The 15334-nt window shown below is 42.1% G+C and carries 15 protein-coding genes; 13 read left to right on the top strand and 2 right to left on the bottom strand.

The genetic code is table 11. The annotated features are described in order from the left end of the window. Nucleotides 1-4 precede the first annotated feature (4 nt). The 13 genes from mgsA (at nt 5) to nth (ending at nt 12026) form a co-directional block, all read left to right on the top strand. Nucleotides 5-412 carry a methylglyoxal synthase gene (gene mgsA / locus CQS04_RS02430; RefSeq protein ID WP_100352610.1) on the top strand — a complete coding sequence of 136 codons (408 nt, stop codon included), beginning with the start codon at nt 5-7 and terminating at the stop codon, nt 410-412. Then, nucleotides 402-1550, top strand: coding sequence for an N-acetyl-alpha-D-glucosaminyl L-malate synthase BshA (gene bshA, locus CQS04_RS02425; RefSeq protein WP_245858730.1), 1149 nt, complete (start codon nt 402-404; stop codon nt 1548-1550). Before mgsA ends, bshA begins: the two co-directional genes overlap by 11 nt. Continuing rightward, nucleotides 1540-2685, top strand: coding sequence for a CCA tRNA nucleotidyltransferase (locus tag CQS04_RS02420; protein ID WP_100352609.1), 1146 nt, complete (start codon nt 1540-1542; stop codon nt 2683-2685). Before bshA ends, CQS04_RS02420 begins: the two co-directional genes overlap by 11 nt. Then, nucleotides 2675-3661 (top strand): biotin--[acetyl-CoA-carboxylase] ligase, encoded by a 987-nt coding sequence (locus CQS04_RS02415; RefSeq protein WP_100352608.1) that lies wholly within the window; start codon nt 2675-2677, stop codon nt 3659-3661. The genes CQS04_RS02420 and CQS04_RS02415 overlap by 11 nt, the downstream gene beginning before the upstream one ends. Nucleotides 3662-3862: 201 nt before the next feature. Beyond that, nucleotides 3863-4699 carry a 3-methyl-2-oxobutanoate hydroxymethyltransferase gene (gene panB / locus CQS04_RS02410; RefSeq protein WP_100352607.1) on the top strand — a complete coding sequence of 279 codons (837 nt, stop codon included), beginning with the start codon at nt 3863-3865 and terminating at the stop codon, nt 4697-4699. Further along, nucleotides 4696-5556, top strand: coding sequence for a pantoate--beta-alanine ligase (gene panC / locus CQS04_RS02405; RefSeq protein WP_100352606.1), 861 nt, complete (start codon nt 4696-4698; stop codon nt 5554-5556). Before panB ends, panC begins: the two co-directional genes overlap by 4 nt. Next, nucleotides 5534-5917 carry an aspartate 1-decarboxylase gene (panD, locus tag CQS04_RS02400; protein WP_100352605.1) on the top strand — a complete coding sequence of 128 codons (384 nt, stop codon included), beginning with the start codon at nt 5534-5536 and terminating at the stop codon, nt 5915-5917. The genes panC and panD overlap by 23 nt, the downstream gene beginning before the upstream one ends. Nucleotides 5918-6002: 85 nt before the next feature. Beyond that, nucleotides 6003-8681 carry a helicase C-terminal domain-containing protein gene (locus CQS04_RS02395; protein ID WP_100352604.1) on the top strand — a complete coding sequence of 893 codons (2679 nt, stop codon included), beginning with the start codon at nt 6003-6005 and terminating at the stop codon, nt 8679-8681. 26 nt (nt 8682-8707) lie between these two features. Beyond that, a complete protein-coding gene (locus CQS04_RS02390) occupies nt 8708-8878 on the top strand; it encodes a YpmA family protein (RefSeq protein ID WP_094941793.1) in 171 nt (56 codons plus the stop codon). Further along, the gene (locus CQS04_RS02385; protein ID WP_100352603.1) at nt 8875-9354 is read left to right on the top strand and encodes a hypothetical protein; all 480 of its coding nucleotides are present in this window, start codon (nt 8875-8877) and stop codon (nt 9352-9354) included. Before CQS04_RS02390 ends, CQS04_RS02385 begins: the two co-directional genes overlap by 4 nt. 13 nt (nt 9355-9367) lie before the next feature. Continuing rightward, entirely contained in the window at nt 9368-10663 is a 1296-nt protein-coding gene (asnS, locus tag CQS04_RS02380; RefSeq protein WP_100352602.1) for an asparagine--tRNA ligase, read from the top strand. A 12-nt stretch (nt 10664-10675) separates the two neighbouring features. Continuing rightward, nucleotides 10676-11383, top strand: coding sequence for a DnaD domain-containing protein (locus CQS04_RS02375; protein WP_100352601.1), 708 nt, complete (start codon nt 10676-10678; stop codon nt 11381-11383). 28 nt (nt 11384-11411) lie between these two features. Then, nucleotides 11412-12026, top strand: a complete 615-nt coding sequence (nth, locus tag CQS04_RS02370; RefSeq protein WP_100352600.1) for an endonuclease III — start codon at nt 11412-11414, stop codon at nt 12024-12026. Nucleotides 12027-12075: 49 nt separating this feature from the next. Here the strand turns inward: nth and CQS04_RS02365 are convergent, their stop codons facing one another. Next, nucleotides 12076-14709 (bottom strand): PBP1A family penicillin-binding protein, encoded by a 2634-nt coding sequence (locus tag CQS04_RS02365; protein ID WP_425430232.1) that lies wholly within the window; start codon nt 14707-14709, stop codon nt 12076-12078. Continuing rightward, nucleotides 14690-15322 (bottom strand): Holliday junction resolvase RecU, encoded by a 633-nt coding sequence (gene recU / locus CQS04_RS02360; RefSeq protein WP_100352598.1) that lies wholly within the window; start codon nt 15320-15322, stop codon nt 14690-14692. Before recU ends, CQS04_RS02365 begins: the two co-directional genes overlap by 20 nt. Nucleotides 15323-15334 lie beyond the last annotated feature (12 nt).

The following is a 15334-nucleotide window of genomic DNA, read 5'->3' as shown; positions in this document are numbered from 1 at the left end:
CACTATGCGAATCGCATTGATTGCACATGACAAAAAGAAAGACGATTTGATTCAATTTGTTACAGCTTATAAAAATACATTAATCAAACACGACCTTTATGCAACAGGGACCACAGGAGGACGAATTGAGAGTGAGGTAGGCATCAACATCCACCGCTTCAAATCAGGTCCTCTAGGTGGGGATCAGCAGATTGGTTCAGCAATTGCAGATAATTTGATGGATATGGTTATTTTCTTCCGTGATCCCCTTACTGCTCAACCACATGAGCCAGATGTGACGGCTCTGATTCGTCTTTGTGACGTCTATCAGATTCCTTTAGCGACAAACATGGGTACTGCAGAAGTGTTGCTGAAAGGAATAGAAGAAGGATTCCTAGATTGGCGTCTTTTGGAGGACCGTCGTGATCGATAAAACGAAAAAATTAAAAATTGGGATCACGTGCTATCCTACAGTCGGTGGTTCAGGTATCATTGCTACGGAGCTTGGGAAGCAACTTGCAGAACGCGGCCATGAAATTCATTTTATAACGTCTAGCATGCCCTTTCGATTGAAAGGGTTTTATCAATCCGTGACCTATCATGAGGTAGAAGTGAATAACTACTCGGTTTTTCAATATGCCCCCTATGACATAGCACTCGCAAATAAGATTGCAGAAGTCATTGATGACGAGCAGTTAGATGTATTGCACATGCATTATGCTATTCCTCACGCAGTCTGTGCAATTTTGGCACGAGATATGGCGAAACGCAACGTTGGAATTGTCACCACATTGCATGGGACAGATATTACGGTTCTAGGAGTAGATTCTTCTTTAAAAGGAGCCATTCGATATGGCATTGAAAAGTCTGATATCGTGACGGCGGTTTCCAATTCACTGGCTAAACAAACGATGGAATTGATTGCTCCAGATAAAAAAATTGAAACCGTTTATAACTTTATTGATACAGAAGATTATTTTCCTCAAGATGTCTCTCACTTACGCAAGGTACTAGGAATCGCACCTGAAGAAAAGGTTCTTTTACACGTATCGAACTTCCGCAAAGTCAAACGAGTACAGGACATCGTCAAGACGTTCTCATACGTACGCAAACAGATGCCCTGTAAGCTCGTTCTTGTCGGTGACGGTCCAGAGCGACACCCGATACTTGAACAAGCGAAAGGCACGGATTATGAGAAAGATATTCTGTTCCTAGGAAAACAAGAGAATGTTGCAGAACTTTATGCGCTTGCTGATTTGTTTTTATTAATGTCTGAGAAAGAATCTTTTGGTTTAGTGTTACTTGAAGCTATGGCATGTGGTGTTCCTTGTATAGGTACAGACATTGGAGGAATCCCAGAAGTTATTCGGCACGGCGAAAACGGATTTGTTGTACCTAGTGGTGCCGTAGAGAAAGCCGCGCTTCTTATTGTGGAGCTGTTGAATAATCCAGAGATGTATGCAGCGTTTCGTCAACAAGCTTTAGAGACCGTTGAAAAGATATTTAACAACGAACAAATCATCACACAATATGAAGATTTCTACTATCAGGTAGCGTCAAATGAAGACTAGATGGCCGAATGCTTTTGCAGTGCTTTCAAAACTAGAACATGCGGGGTACCAAGCATATGTAGTAGGCGGTGCAGTCCGAGATCATTTACTGGGGCTGCTTATAAAAGATATCGATATCACGACTGACGCTTCTCCACAAGAAGTGATGAGGCTGTTTTCTAAAACATTCGCTACTGGTATCGAACACGGTACGGTGACCGTTGTAGAAAATGGTGAAGCTATTGAAGTGACGACATTTCGTGTGGAATCTCACTATATAGATCACAGAAGACCTGACAAAGTAACCTTTGTCCGAAATTTAGAAGAAGACCTGGCAAGGCGTGATTACACAATCAATGCGATGGCGCTGTCACGTAGAGATGAGCTACTGGATTGCTTTGGTGGACAGGAAGATTTATTTAATCAAAAAATCCGGGCTGTAGGTACCGCTACGGAGCGCTATGAAGAAGACGCACTACGAATCTTGAGAGGCATTCGTCTTTCAGGTCAGCTTGATTTTCAGATTGAACGAATTACGTGGGAAGCCATGGTTGCAAAAAGTCATTTGTTGCAACATATTGCTAAGGAGCGGATCAAACAAGAAATAGGTCGTATTTGGGCATTTACCAATCCGGAAATTTCACTTGCTTCGTTACGAAATACATGTTTTCTCAATGTACTTCCAGGGAACTATCAAAGCCTGCCAGAAAAACAGAAACCTTCGCTGAGCGAACGACATGGATGGGCTTGGTTTCATTATTTCCAAAAGGTACCTTATACATTTCCCTATTCCAACGCAGAGAAGCGGCTTCAGTCTGAAGTGAAACAAACTATGTCAATGCTTCGGCAAATGGGATGGACCTATGAAGCCATTCTAAATAGCTCCGATGAGGCACTTGAAGTTTGTTTTGAGATTCTTGGAAATGTTGCTCCATTCCCGTCCTTACAGGCTATGAGAAGGTGGGCAGTGTCATCCCCGCTTCGAAACTCGTCAGACTTAGAGATATCAGGAAAACAATTGATGGAGTTGGTGAAGCGACCAGCTGGTCCATGGATTAAAGAAGTGAACCGTGAACTTTCGAAGCGAATTGTTTGTGGGGAACTCCAAAACGACTACTCGGAATTAGAAAAGTGGGTTAAAAAACATGTCCAATAAGGCAAAGATTGTAACGATTCTCAAACAAGCGACTGAACCTGTTTCTGGAGAACAACTAGCTGAGACGGTTGGTGTATCTAGAACGATGATTTGGAAGTATATACAGAGTTTAATTGAAGAAGGATACCGGATTGAAGCGGTAAAAAAGAAAGGGTATGTGTTACAAGAGATGTCATCTAAGATTTCACAGCATGCATTAGAAAGTTACTTAAAGACGAACACGTTTGCTAGAAATCTTCATACTCTCGACAGTTGTAGTTCTACTCAGAAAGTAGCTAATGAGTTAATTTTGAATGGACAAGCTCCGCACGGGCTTCTTGTTGTAAGCGACCTGCAGACTGAAGGCAAAGGAAGACTGAATAGGCCATGGGCTTCTACAGAAGGGAAGGGATTGTGGACCACATGGGTTGTTCGTCCGGACCTACTGCCGCATGAAGCACCTCCCATTACGTTGGTTGTAGCTTTAGCCCTCGCTGTGGCTATCGAGCGTGTTACATCGGTTAAAGTGGATATCAAATGGCCAAATGATTTACTAATTGATGGTTACAAAACAGCAGGTATTTTAACAGAACTACAAGCCACCCCAGACAAAATTGAAGCGATTCTAATAGGAATCGGAATCAATGTTCTGCAGACGGCTGAAGATTTTGCAGACCCGTTGACCGCTCGAGCAACTTCACTACAATTAGCTTGTGATCACCCAATCAACCGGACCGAGTTATTGGCTGAGATTGCATTAGAGCTTGAAAAAGCAATTGAAAAATATGAGCTCCAAGGTTTTCGTCCGTTCATGAGTGAGTGGGAGAAGCGCTCGTCAATGATAGGTGAGAAAGTGACCGCCACAACTGTTCGAGAAACGATCCAAGGAATTGCATTAGGGATTAATGAGCACGGAGCACTGTTAGTCGATACTGGTGAAGGCGTTCGTGCACTCTTTTCAGGAGACGTCACGCTGAGTGGAAAACTGGACAGGTGACGAGATTGTGCTACACTAAATTTGGACAGTATCTTTTTAGAACTGTACCTGCTTTTGTATGCTTACAACTTACATGTACGCCTTGATCAGGTATCTGACAGGGACGGAAAAAACCACTTATGGACATTTTCTGCCCCTGCGTCTTCTCGCAGGGGCTTACTTTTGGTTTTTTCCACCTTTCGAAAGATAGGAGGAGAAAAAATGAAATCAACTACTGGGTTCCAATCAATGAAACAGCAAGGCGAAAAAATCGTAATGGTGACTGCTTACGATTATCCTTCTGCTAAAGTAGCCGAGCAAGCAGGAGTGGATGTAATCTTAGTCGGGGACTCCTTAGGAATGGTCGTTCTAGGCTATGATTCCACTGTACCAGTAACGGTGGCAGATATGATTCATCATGGAAAAGCCGCTAGACGAGGCGCTCTAAACACGTTTCTCATCGTGGATATGCCGTTTGGTGTGTGTCACCTTTCTACCGACAAAGCGCTCGGTCATGCTATTGACATTATGCAACAGACAGGGGCTCAAGCAGTGAAAATTGAGGGAGCGGGAGATATGCTACCGCTCATAGAAAAACTCACAGCAGCGGGTATCCCCGTAGTGGCGCACTTAGGACTAACTCCACAAACTGCTGGCGTGCTTGGAGGCTTCAAAGTACAGGGGAAATCGGCTCAACAAGCAAAACAAATCATTGAAGATGCTAAAAAAATTGAGGCTGCTGGGGCTTTCATGCTCGTCTTAGAGTGTATCCCTCACCAATTGACGGAACAAATTTCGCAATCCCTTCATATTCCTACAATCGGTATTGGTGCTGGAGCGGAGTCAGATGGTCAAGTTCTCGTGTTCCATGACTTGCTGGGCTATGGAGCACATCATGTTCCAAAATTTGTGAAATCCTATGCATCCGTCTATCCAACGATGGAACAGGCTCTAGGACAGTACGTTCAAGAAGTGAAAGACAAGCAGTTCCCGCAAGAAAAACATCAATTTGAAATGAAGACGGAAGAAAAGATTGCGTTGTATGGAGGCACGACATGATTATTTGTGAAACGAAGCAAGAGCTTCGCACTTTTAGAAAATCTTGTAGGGGTACTGTCGGCTTTGTTCCTACTATGGGATACTTGCACGATGGTCACGCCAAGCTACTTGAAACGTCCATTCAGCAGAATGATGTGACGATCTTGAGTATTTTCGTCAACCCTACGCAGTTCGGTCCAAATGAAGATTTAGATCGGTATCCAAGAGACTTTGAGAGGGACCATCAGCTTGCTGCATCACTAGGCGTAGATTGTATTTTCTACCCATCTGTTGATGAAATGTATACAACCGAAAGCACCATTACTTTTGACAGTGGAGATATGGCCAACGTGCTCTGCGGAGCAAGTCGTCCAGGACATTTTAATGGTGTGTTACAAGTCGTCACCAAATTATTTCATTTGGTGCAACCTACAAACGCTTATTTCGGACAGAAGGATGCTCAGCAGCTTGCATTGATTGAGTCACTTGTAGAAGCCTATGACTTTCCGTTATCTATCGTCCGGGTGGCAACTATCCGTGACAACGATGGTCTGGCTAAAAGCTCGCGGAATGTTTATTTATCAGCTGCAGAACGGGAGCAGGCACCAAGGATTTACCAAGCTCTAGTAGCTGGTAAAAAGGTTTATGAAGAATGTGCATCTGTTAAAGAAACCGTTCATTACGTCCAACAAGAGCTCGGCAAGCTTACAGCTGCACGTATAGATTATGTAGATATGCTGAGCTATCCGCATCTGAAGAAAACGGAGCACGCGAAGTTGTATGTATTGGCAGTTGCTGTCTTTTTTGAAAAAGCCCGATTGATTGACAATATTCTTATAGAAAGAGTGAACCCATATGCTACGAATGATGTTAAATAGTAAAATTCACCGCGCGACTGTTACAGAAGCGGATTTAAATTATGTAGGCAGTATCACGATCGATCAAGATATTTTAGATGCTGTCGGTATGCTACCAAATGAAAAAGTTCACGTTGTGAACAATAATAATGGTGCACGCTTTGAGACGTATATTATTTCTGGGGCTCGTGGAAGTGGCGTGATTTGCGTTAACGGTGCAGCAGCTCGATTGGTACAAAAAGGAGACATCGTCATTATTCTCTCTTACGTTTATATGATGAATGAAGAAGCAAAGGCACACAAACCAACTGTGGCCTTGATGAATGAAGACAACTCAATTCGAGATTTGATTTCTTACGAACCGGAAGCCACAGTATTATAATGTAGTTTTAAACGTCGCATCACTCGTTGAGCGGCGTTTTTATGTTACAATTTTACTGAATCTATAAGTACTGTGAGTGAATCCGATGAAAGATAGTTATGCAGTAGTCGATATCGAAACAACAGGAAGTTCGCCTAAAAATGGAGACCGGATCATTCAAATTGGAATTGTACGAATTGAACAAGGCACGATTGTTTCAACTTATTCCACTTTTGTAAATCCAGAAAAGCAAATCCCAACATTCATACAACAGCTCACACATATCCGCAATGATGATGTAAAAGATGCGCCTTTATTTCATGAGGTTGTAGAAGAAGTCTACAATCAATTAGAGGGGGCTGTCTTTGTTGCGCATAATGTGAATTTCGATTTTCCTTTTTTACAAGGTGAGTTGAAGCGTGTCAATCGTCCGCTTCTTAAAAATAAAAAAATTGATACAGTAGAGTTTTCTCGCTTGATGTTTCCCTCAGCACTCAGTTATAAATTGAGTGAAATCACTTCAGAGCTAGGAATCAAACTTACAGATGCCCACCGAGCGGATGCTGATGCTTATGCGACAGCAGAGTTGTTCTTGAGATGCGTCGATAAATTAAATTCCTTGTCACTCGAGACCATCACAAATCTACATAAACGCTGTTTTCGAATGAAATCTCATGTAGCTCCACTATTTTTTGAAGCCATGAGAATGCAACAACAGCGTTTTTCTGATACTGCACTGAACGATACCTTATTACCTGCTAAGTCATTTCCAGACTATCCGAAATCGGAGGAGCAGAAGCTCGCACTTCTTCAAGAGATCTACACGACCTCTCAACACCGACCTTCGCAGCTGCATTATATGGATGCTGTACATGAAGCGTTGCAAAATCGTGCGGAAGTTGCTTTAGAAGCAGAAACAGGTATTGGGAAAACGATGGGATATTTAATTCCTGCAATTCGTTATGCACTTGAAACGAATCAAAAAGTTGTCATTTCCACTTATACAAACACGCTGATGGACCAGTTGATCGAAAAAGAATGTTCGCAGCTGTTGCAAGCTTTTCCTGGCAGTTTCCGTGTATCCAAGTTGAAAGCGTACACCCATTATATTGACCATGAATTGTTCCAAGTGCGGCTTGCAAGTGTTGATGAATCTTATGATGAGACGTTTGCTCTGATGCAACTTTTAGTTTGGATGCAAGAGACGAAGAGTGGAGATCTGATAGAACTCAATACAACTGGAGGCGGCGCTTTAACGCTTGATAAAGTAAGAAAGCGAAAGCGTACCCCACACATAGCACAAGATTTTTATGAAATGGAGTATCGGCGAGCGAAACAAGCTCAGCTCATCATTACGAATCATGCCATGGTCGCAGGCCAACCAGAAGTGATGAAAAGCTTTGAATCACAAATCGGAGCTCTTATTATTGACGAAGCGCATCATTTTTTGACGGCCGTAAAAAAAATGAATGAGAAGGTCATCTCATTTACTGAGTGGAAATATTTATTTAGCCAATTTGGATTTAATGAAAAAACGCAAGTCGGCTGGAAACTTGAAAGACTTGAAGTTCCCGCAGCCATGCTCACTAAATTGAAAATTCGTACTGAGACGATTCAAGACGTATTTGACGGGATCATCAGGGAACTTATTGAATGGACGAATGCTCAAAAAACAACTAGAGGAATGTCAAAAGTAACAGTAGATTTAAGAGAGCATCGAGCTCTGTTTGAAGATTTTATTGCGGAATTGAATAGTCTTGTGACACTTTATGATGAAGCTTTATATTCCGTTGATATTTCAACCACTTCGGATAAAGAAGATATTTACTACTGGATCCGAGAACTTCGTATTGTAGCCTATAAATGGGAAGAGTTTGTTCTTCAGATTCAAGAAGAAGCTAGTTGGTTAGAAGCGGATAAACGCAGCTTACCAAGTTCGTTTATTTTTCATCAACGGAAGTTGAATCATCAAGAATTTACGGAACAGCTATTTGAAAACTACAGGGCTACGAAATCGATTGTCTGGACATCGGGAACACTGACTGTTCCTAAACAGCCTTGGTTTATTTTAGATCAATTGTATCTGCCAAGGTCTATTCCCATTCAGCGTTTTCATACTGCCCCAGATTATTACAACGGTGCCAAAGTATTTATTGTGGATGATGTGCCGGACGTCACTCAGGTAGATCAAATGACGTTCATTGAGTCGATTGCCGATGTCATTATACAGACCGCCCAAGTGACGGAAGGACGTATGTTTGTATTGTTCACCTCTCAGGACATGTTGCGGAAGACGGTAGAGTTAGTTGAGGAAACTTCATTAGCTGACGACTTCTTGCTGATTGCTCAAGGTATGAATGCAGGAAGTAAAATGCGGATGCTTCGGACATTCCAGCGATTTGAAAAGGCAATCTTGTTTGGAACGACTACATTTTGGGAAGGCGTGGATGTTCCAGGAGATGCATTATCAACCATTTTGTTAGTGCGCTTGCCTTTTACAAATCCGGATGACCCCTACTTTAAACAAAAAGCGGAAGAGCTTACTCGAAGTGGACAAAATGCGTTTACAAAGCTTGCCTTGCCAGAAGCAATTATTAGATTCAAACAAGGTTTTGGTCGTCTGATTCGGAATCCGCAAGAAAAAGGCGCGTTTATCATCCTCGATCGGCGGATAGAAAGCAAATCATATGGGAAAGACTTTTTATCTGCCATACCTAAAGTTTCAACTGAACATGTTTCCGTTGAAACGATGGTCGAGATGTTGGAAACTTGGTATAATAGCTAAGTATCTTGAAGAAAGCAGGGATTGCAGTGGAATCAAAGATTGAAGTCATTCAAACTGTGACGGTCAATTACCAATCAGATTTGTATAAGCTGGTCGATGCTTTGAATCGCTCTTTAAAAAAAGAGGATTTGATGTTTGGACTTGCACTGGATAAAGAGGACGACTCCAAAGCGATCTTCACGATTTACCGCACATGAAGAAGCAATGGATTGGAGCCTTGTTACTCGTTGCCGTTGTTGCAATAGTGTCTACTTTAGGAATCTTATATGTAATTGCAAAACAACCCCAGAACCAAGATTTTGAGCGGATTGAAACTTTAGTTCTAGGTCAAGATTTAGTAGATAGTGTGACTGAAACTTATGCCTATCATAGTGTTACCAGCTATATCACGGTCATTGGAACGAAGGATCAACAAGAAGTTGCGTATATTGTGGATAGTAAAGATAGCAAAACGGCTTATGAAGTACTACTTGAAGAGGGTATTACGGAAGAACAAGCGGAAGAGCTTACTCGTGCCGAACACAATGTAAAAGAGATTTTGTCAATCAAACTGGGGTATGAAGAAATCGGTCCCGTCTGGGAAGTGACGTACTTGAATGAAAATGACGCATTAAGCTACACCTATCTCGACTTTAAAACAGGTGATTGGTGGAAGCGTATTTCGAACTTATAATTTGGAGGACTCTATGAAGAAAATTTCAATTAATCAAATGCCTTCTCATATTGGAGAAGAAGTAAAATTAGGCGCTTGGCTAGCCAATAAGCGTTCAAGCGGAAAAATTGCCTTCCTACAACTTCGTGATGGTACTGGATTTGTACAAGGTGTTGTGGTAAAGGCAGACGTAGGAGAAGAAGTATTCCAACTTGCTAAATCATTAACACAAGAATCTTCGATTTATGTAACGGGTACAGTTACAGAAGATACTCGTAACAGCTTTGGCTGTGAAATCCAAGTCACATCAATCGAAGTCTTATCTCTTGCTGAAGATTTTCCAATTACACCGAAAGAACACGGTACAGAGTTCTTAATGGACAACCGCCACGTGTGGTTGCGTTCACGTAAGCAACACGCCATCATGAAGATTCGTAATGAAATTATTCGTGCTACGTATGAGTTCTTTAACAATGAAGGCTTTGTGAAAATGGATCCACCAATCCTTACGGGTTCAGCTCCTGAAGGAACTTCTGAATTGTTTGCGACGAAATATTTTGACGAAGATGCGTTTCTTTCTCAATCAGGTCAGCTATATATGGAAGCAGCGGCGATGGCAATGGGGAAAGTCTTCTCATTCGGTCCAACTTTCCGTGCTGAAAAATCGAAGACGCGCCGTCACTTGATCGAATTCTGGATGATCGAGCCGGAAATGGCTTTTGTAGAATTTAACGAGAGTCTAGAAGTTCAAGAAAATTATGTTTCTTACATCGTTCAGTCTGTTTTAAAGAATTGTAAATTGGAATTGGAACGCTTAGGTCGTGATACTTCAAAATTAGAAGCAATTCAAGCGCCGTTCCCACGTATTTCGTACGATGATGCAATCGAATTCTTACACGAAAAAGGTTTTGATGACATCCAGTGGGGCGATGATTTCGGAGCACCTCATGAAACTGCAATTGCAGAAGCATACGATAAGCCAGTATTCATCACGCACTATCCAGTAGGCATTAAACCATTCTACATGCAACCACACCCAGAGCGAGACGATGTCGTGCTTTGTGCTGATCTGATTGCACCAGAAGGGTACGGAGAAATCATTGGTGGTTCGGAGCGTATCTACGATTACGACCTACTAAAACAACGAATTCAAGAACATAATTTAGATGAAAGTGCTTATGCGTGGTATTTAGAATTACGCAAATACGGGACGGTCCCACACTCTGGCTTCGGTCTTGGTCTTGAGCGCACGGTTGCTTGGATCAGTGGAGCAGAACATGTCCGTGAATCGATTCCGTTCCCACGTTTATTAAATCGTTTATATCCTTAAGGAGGACTTGGAATGGAGTTTCCATCTAGTCGCCTGGAGCAGTGGATCAAGCGGGGAAATGTAACCATTTCCCAGCTTTTTTTTACTCATTATCGGGCTTTACAATTAACAGATCAAGAGGCGATGGTTGTCTTACAACTCGTTTCCTTTCAACAAAACCAGATTGAATTTCCAACACCTCGTGAAATTGCAGAGCGAATGGAAATCTCCGATCAACAAGTTGCGGCTATTTTACAGCGCTTGATGCAAAGAGGATTTCTACTTATCGAACAGTCAAAAACCGGTGCGATGGTCGAAGAAAAGTATGTTCTCTATCAATTATGGGAACGACTAATTGATTGTGTGGAGCAGGTCAAGATGGAACAGTCTGTCGCAACGAAAGAGCAGTTAGCCGGACAGTTGTTTCGTACCTTTGAGGAAGAGTTTGGCCGCGTTTTCACTCCATTGGAATATGAAACGATTTCCAAATGGTTAGATGAAGATGGGCATTCTCCTGAAGTGATTCGCCAAGCGCTTGTGGAAGCTGTTTTGGCAGAAAAGAAAAGTCTGAAGTATATTGATCGAATTCTTTTTGAGTGGAAGAAGAAAAATCTTCAAACGTTAGACGCCATTCGAAAGCACTCCGAAGGGTTCCATAAATATACTGTGAAAGCCCCAATACAAAAATCAGAACCGACTACACGAATGCCATTTTATAATTGGCTTGAAGAGAGGGAGTAAACTGGTTACAAAAAAAGAATGGGCAGAGATGTTAGCCGTCATGGATGACATGTTTCCAGACGCGCATTGTGAACTTGTACATGAAAACGCATTTGAATTAGTTGTGGCCACTCTATTATCTGCACAATGTACAGATGTTCTCGTAAACCGTGTCACTAAGGACTTATTCCAAAAATATAAATCTCCTGAAGACTATTTGGCAGTACCTTTAGAAGAACTGCAGCAGGATATCCGGTCAATTGGATTGTACCGAAACAAAGCAAAAAATATTCAAAAGCTTAGTCAGATGCTTCTCGATGAGTTCGGAGGTGTCGTCCCAGAAGATAGAGATACGCTGACTCGATTACCAGGTGTGGGAAGAAAAACAGCTAATGTTGTCGTTTCTGTTGCATTTGATGTTCCAGCTCTTGCGGTAGATACTCATGTGGAGCGTGTTTCCAAACGGTTGGGTGTTTGCAGGTGGAAGGATTCCCCTCTGCAAGTAGAGGAGACCTTAATGCGTAAAACACCGATGGAGAAGTGGTCGAAAGCGCATCATCAGATGATCTTTTTCGGGCGCTATCATTGCAAGGCTCAGAATCCTAATTGCCCCGAGTGCCCCTTATTGGAAAGATGTCGAGAAGGCAAGAAGCGGGTCAAATAGAAAAAAGGCATTTTCTCATTTACGAGAAAATGCCTTTTTTCATTGTAGATTAAGGAGTTTGGTCGGTTGAACCATCGCTCGCTTCATCACCAGTACCTTCATCAGTTCCTGGTTCAGTTGGCTCAGTAGGTTCTTCTTCACCAGAACCGTCACCAGGTTCCGTTGGTTCTCCAGTGTCTCCACCGTCACCAGAACCATTGTCATTACCGTTATCATTACCATTGCCATTGCCATTGCCATTGCCGTTACCATTTCCATTACCTTCACCTTCACCTTCATCTTCACCTTCACCAGGTTGAGGTTCTTCAGGTTCGTCTTCGGCAATTGTGATAGAAACAGTGGCAGGGGCACTAGAAATACCATTTGCTGTAGCTACCACACTAAATGTGTAGGTGTTTCCTGGCTGCAGATCACGAACCACAATACCGGTCTGATCCACAGTATCGAGTTCTTGAGTGCCACCATCATTGACTTTCACAGAAACCACATAATTTACCTCGTCCACGCCATCCGGAGCAGAATAGTTCCATTGCAATGTGGCAGAACCAGAAGATTCATCAAAGTCTGCTGATAGGCCGGTTGGTGCAGGTAGCTCTGTTAACTCATATTCATCAGAGACAGCAGTTGGCTCTGTACCTCGAACAAACAATTCTGTACGACGTAGGTTACTAGGTGTGAAGTCACTTGCCAATTGTAATGGAGAAGTACCTACTTCAATTGTAGCTTCAACCACTGAGTTTGGACGACTGAAATCTTCCGCATCGGAAGAAATCGATGACATGATCTGATTAAACATGACTTGTGGAACGCGGCGTTCTTCAGCGGATGTCATCGGTTCACTACGTTTACTGTTCCCTGACCAAATGGCAACTGAGTATTTAGTAGAATACCCTGCAAACCAAGTATCTGGGAATGAACCAGAAGGGAGGTTATTTGCTGCTATTTCATCGGAACTGTAATTGGATGTTCCGGATTTACCAGCCAAATCAATTCCAGGCACTGCTGCAGTTTGACCTGTTCCATTTTCATTTTCAAGTACATCACGGAGCATATCCGTAACCATATAAGCTGTAGAATCTTTCATGACTGGTTTGAGTTCTTTTTTCAATACATCTTCAGTTTCACCATCACGGTAGACAATTTTATTGATTGCATAAGGTTCTGCATGATAGCCTCCGTTAGCGAATGCACTATATGCACCTGCTAGCATCATTGGTGAGATACCTTCGATACCGCCTAGAACAGAAGATTCGTAAACATTTTCAATTCCAAGACCAAAGCGGTTGATGAAATCACGTGAATTGTCTAGTCCGACTTCACGTAACGTTTTCACAGCTGGTGTATTTTGTGAGCGATAAAGTGCTTCACGCATTGTCATCGGTCCTAGATAACGATCAACGAAGTTCCGAACGACTTGATCAGTGCCTGTATACGTAATTTGTTCATCGACTACTGTTTGACCTGTAGACCAGTTTAGATTTTCGATAGCTGGTGCGTAGGCAAGTAGCGGTTTCATCGTAGAACCAGGTTGACGGTCTTTATTGTCATATGCGTAGTTCCAGCCGCGATTTGAGTAATTTCGAGCTCCACCAGAAGCTACCAGGGCGCCTGTCTTCGGGTCGACCACTGCAATACCCGCTTGTTGTTTTTCTGTTGCATAAACATCGGAGTTGATGACTTCTTCGACTTTAGACTGGATAGCCGGGTCTAAAGTCGTGTGAACAGTAATACCTTCTGATAGAAGGGAAGGATCAATTTTGTTTAGTTCGCTTTCAACAATATCAATAAATGCTTCATATTTTAATTCTGAAGATGCTTGGCGTTCTTCTTCCGGAATCAACGTTTCTGTAACTGGAATAGCGCGTGCTGCTTCTGCTTCTTCAGGGGTTATTTTTTCATGAAGTTCCATGAGATGAAGAACGGTATTTCTACGTTTCTCAGCTAATTCCGGATTGTTAAATGGATTGTAGTTGTTCGGACTTTGAGGAATACCGGCAAGCATCGCCATCTCGTGTAATTCAAGTTCGTTTAGTTCTTTGCCATAGAAGTATTCGGCTGCTGTACCAAATCCATAATTTCTACCTGACATTAATATTTTGTTGAAATACATCTCAAAAATTTCTTCTTTATCATACTTACGTTCTAATTGAAAAGAAAGCCAAGCTTCTTGAGCTTTTCGCTTAAGAGTTTTCTCATTTTGCAGGAACGAGTTCTTCACAACTTGCTGCGTGATAGTAGAAGCACCCTGTGCTCCAAAGCCTTGCGTCACGTTCGCAATAACGGCACTACCTAAGCGCAAGAAGTCCATTCCCATATGATCATAAAATCGCACATCTTCTGTTGCTAGAATCGCGTCCTCCATTTGTTGTGGAATATCATCATAGTTTACATAAATTCGGTTTTCAGTACCTGATGTATAGAAAGGTTCTCCATTTACATCTAAAAAAGTGGAAGAAATAGGATCTTTTAAAGAGGCCTCATCTAGTTCTGGTGCTGAGCTTGCATAATAGACAAAGAGTCCAAAACCACTTATAAGTCCGATGAGCCCAATAGCAACAAGTGCTAGGAAAATCTTTTTAAAGATACCTCTTTTTCCTTTACTACCTTTCTTTTTTGATTTATTCTTCTGTTCTTCTAATCTGCGTTGCTGTCGAGATCGTTGTTCATTCGCCACGAGCTCCATCCTCACTTTCATTACCGATCACATAGTGATCTACTGCATTTAAATAGGGTATGCGCGGAGCATAGCCAGGTGTTATTTCAATTCCTACTTGCTCAAACTCTTCAAGAGTAATCGATTTCCGACCGCCTTGCTGCATACGTTCCCAAAAGATATCTAGCTGCTCACTAGATAGAAAGAAATACCTTTCTAGATTTTGAAAAGCTACTAACAAGAATGCAATGCCTTGTTGTTGCCGGACACTTCGCATGTGCAAGACTTGGTGTTCATGGACGTTTTGCAAAGGAAATGAAGTCTTATTCTTCGTTTCTTTTGCTTCAAAGTCCAAATAATAGCCTTTGTAGACGCCATTGTAATCTGTAGTTGATGGCGTTCTGTAATACGCTTCTCGGATCACAGCACGAGACCTTCCGGGATAATCGACTTTGACGATTTGTATAGGAATAGGTTTCTTATGAACGACTGCTAGCTGATGCTGCAAGTAATAGTCATTCGACTCATTCACTTCATCCTCTAACGTTTTTCCCCTATTGCTAAAAGAATAATCCTTTTTACTCGTATTATTTTTTGGGGTAGGGGGTTGATATTTTTTCCCACCAGGATAACGTATTGTCATCTTCAACACCTC

The sequence above is a fragment of the Chryseomicrobium excrementi genome (assembly GCF_002798305.1).
In the GTDB taxonomy this organism is placed as follows: Bacteria; Bacillota; Bacilli; order Bacillales_A; family Planococcaceae; genus Chryseomicrobium; species Chryseomicrobium excrementi.
This window is presented reverse-complemented; position numbering and strand designations above follow the sequence as displayed.

Coding starts and splice junctions, on each gene's coding strand:
- mgsA (WP_100352610.1), top strand. CDS start 5: ATGCGAATCGCATTGATTGCACATGACAAAAAGAAAGACGATTTGATT.
- CQS04_RS02420 (WP_100352609.1), top strand. CDS start 1,540: ATGAAGACTAGATGGCCGAATGCTTTTGCAGTGCTTTCAAAACTAGAA.
- CQS04_RS02415 (WP_100352608.1), top strand. CDS start 2,675: ATGTCCAATAAGGCAAAGATTGTAACGATTCTCAAACAAGCGACTGAA.
- panB (WP_100352607.1), top strand. CDS start 3,863: ATGAAATCAACTACTGGGTTCCAATCAATGAAACAGCAAGGCGAAAAA.
- panC (WP_100352606.1), top strand. CDS start 4,696: ATGATTATTTGTGAAACGAAGCAAGAGCTTCGCACTTTTAGAAAATCT.
- panD (WP_100352605.1), top strand. CDS start 5,534: ATGCTACGAATGATGTTAAATAGTAAAATTCACCGCGCGACTGTTACA.
- CQS04_RS02395 (WP_100352604.1), top strand. CDS start 6,003: ATGAAAGATAGTTATGCAGTAGTCGATATCGAAACAACAGGAAGTTCG.
- CQS04_RS02385 (WP_100352603.1), top strand. CDS start 8,875: ATGAAGAAGCAATGGATTGGAGCCTTGTTACTCGTTGCCGTTGTTGCA.
- asnS (WP_100352602.1), top strand. CDS start 9,368: ATGAAGAAAATTTCAATTAATCAAATGCCTTCTCATATTGGAGAAGAA.
- CQS04_RS02375 (WP_100352601.1), top strand. CDS start 10,676: ATGGAGTTTCCATCTAGTCGCCTGGAGCAGTGGATCAAGCGGGGAAAT.
- nth (WP_100352600.1), top strand. CDS start 11,412: ATGTTAGCCGTCATGGATGACATGTTTCCAGACGCGCATTGTGAACTT.
- CQS04_RS02365 (WP_425430232.1), bottom strand. CDS start 14,709: ATGGAGCTCGTGGCGAATGAACAACGATCTCGACAGCAACGCAGATTA.
- recU (WP_100352598.1), bottom strand. CDS start 15,322: ATGACAATACGTTATCCTGGTGGGAAAAAATATCAACCCCCTACCCCA.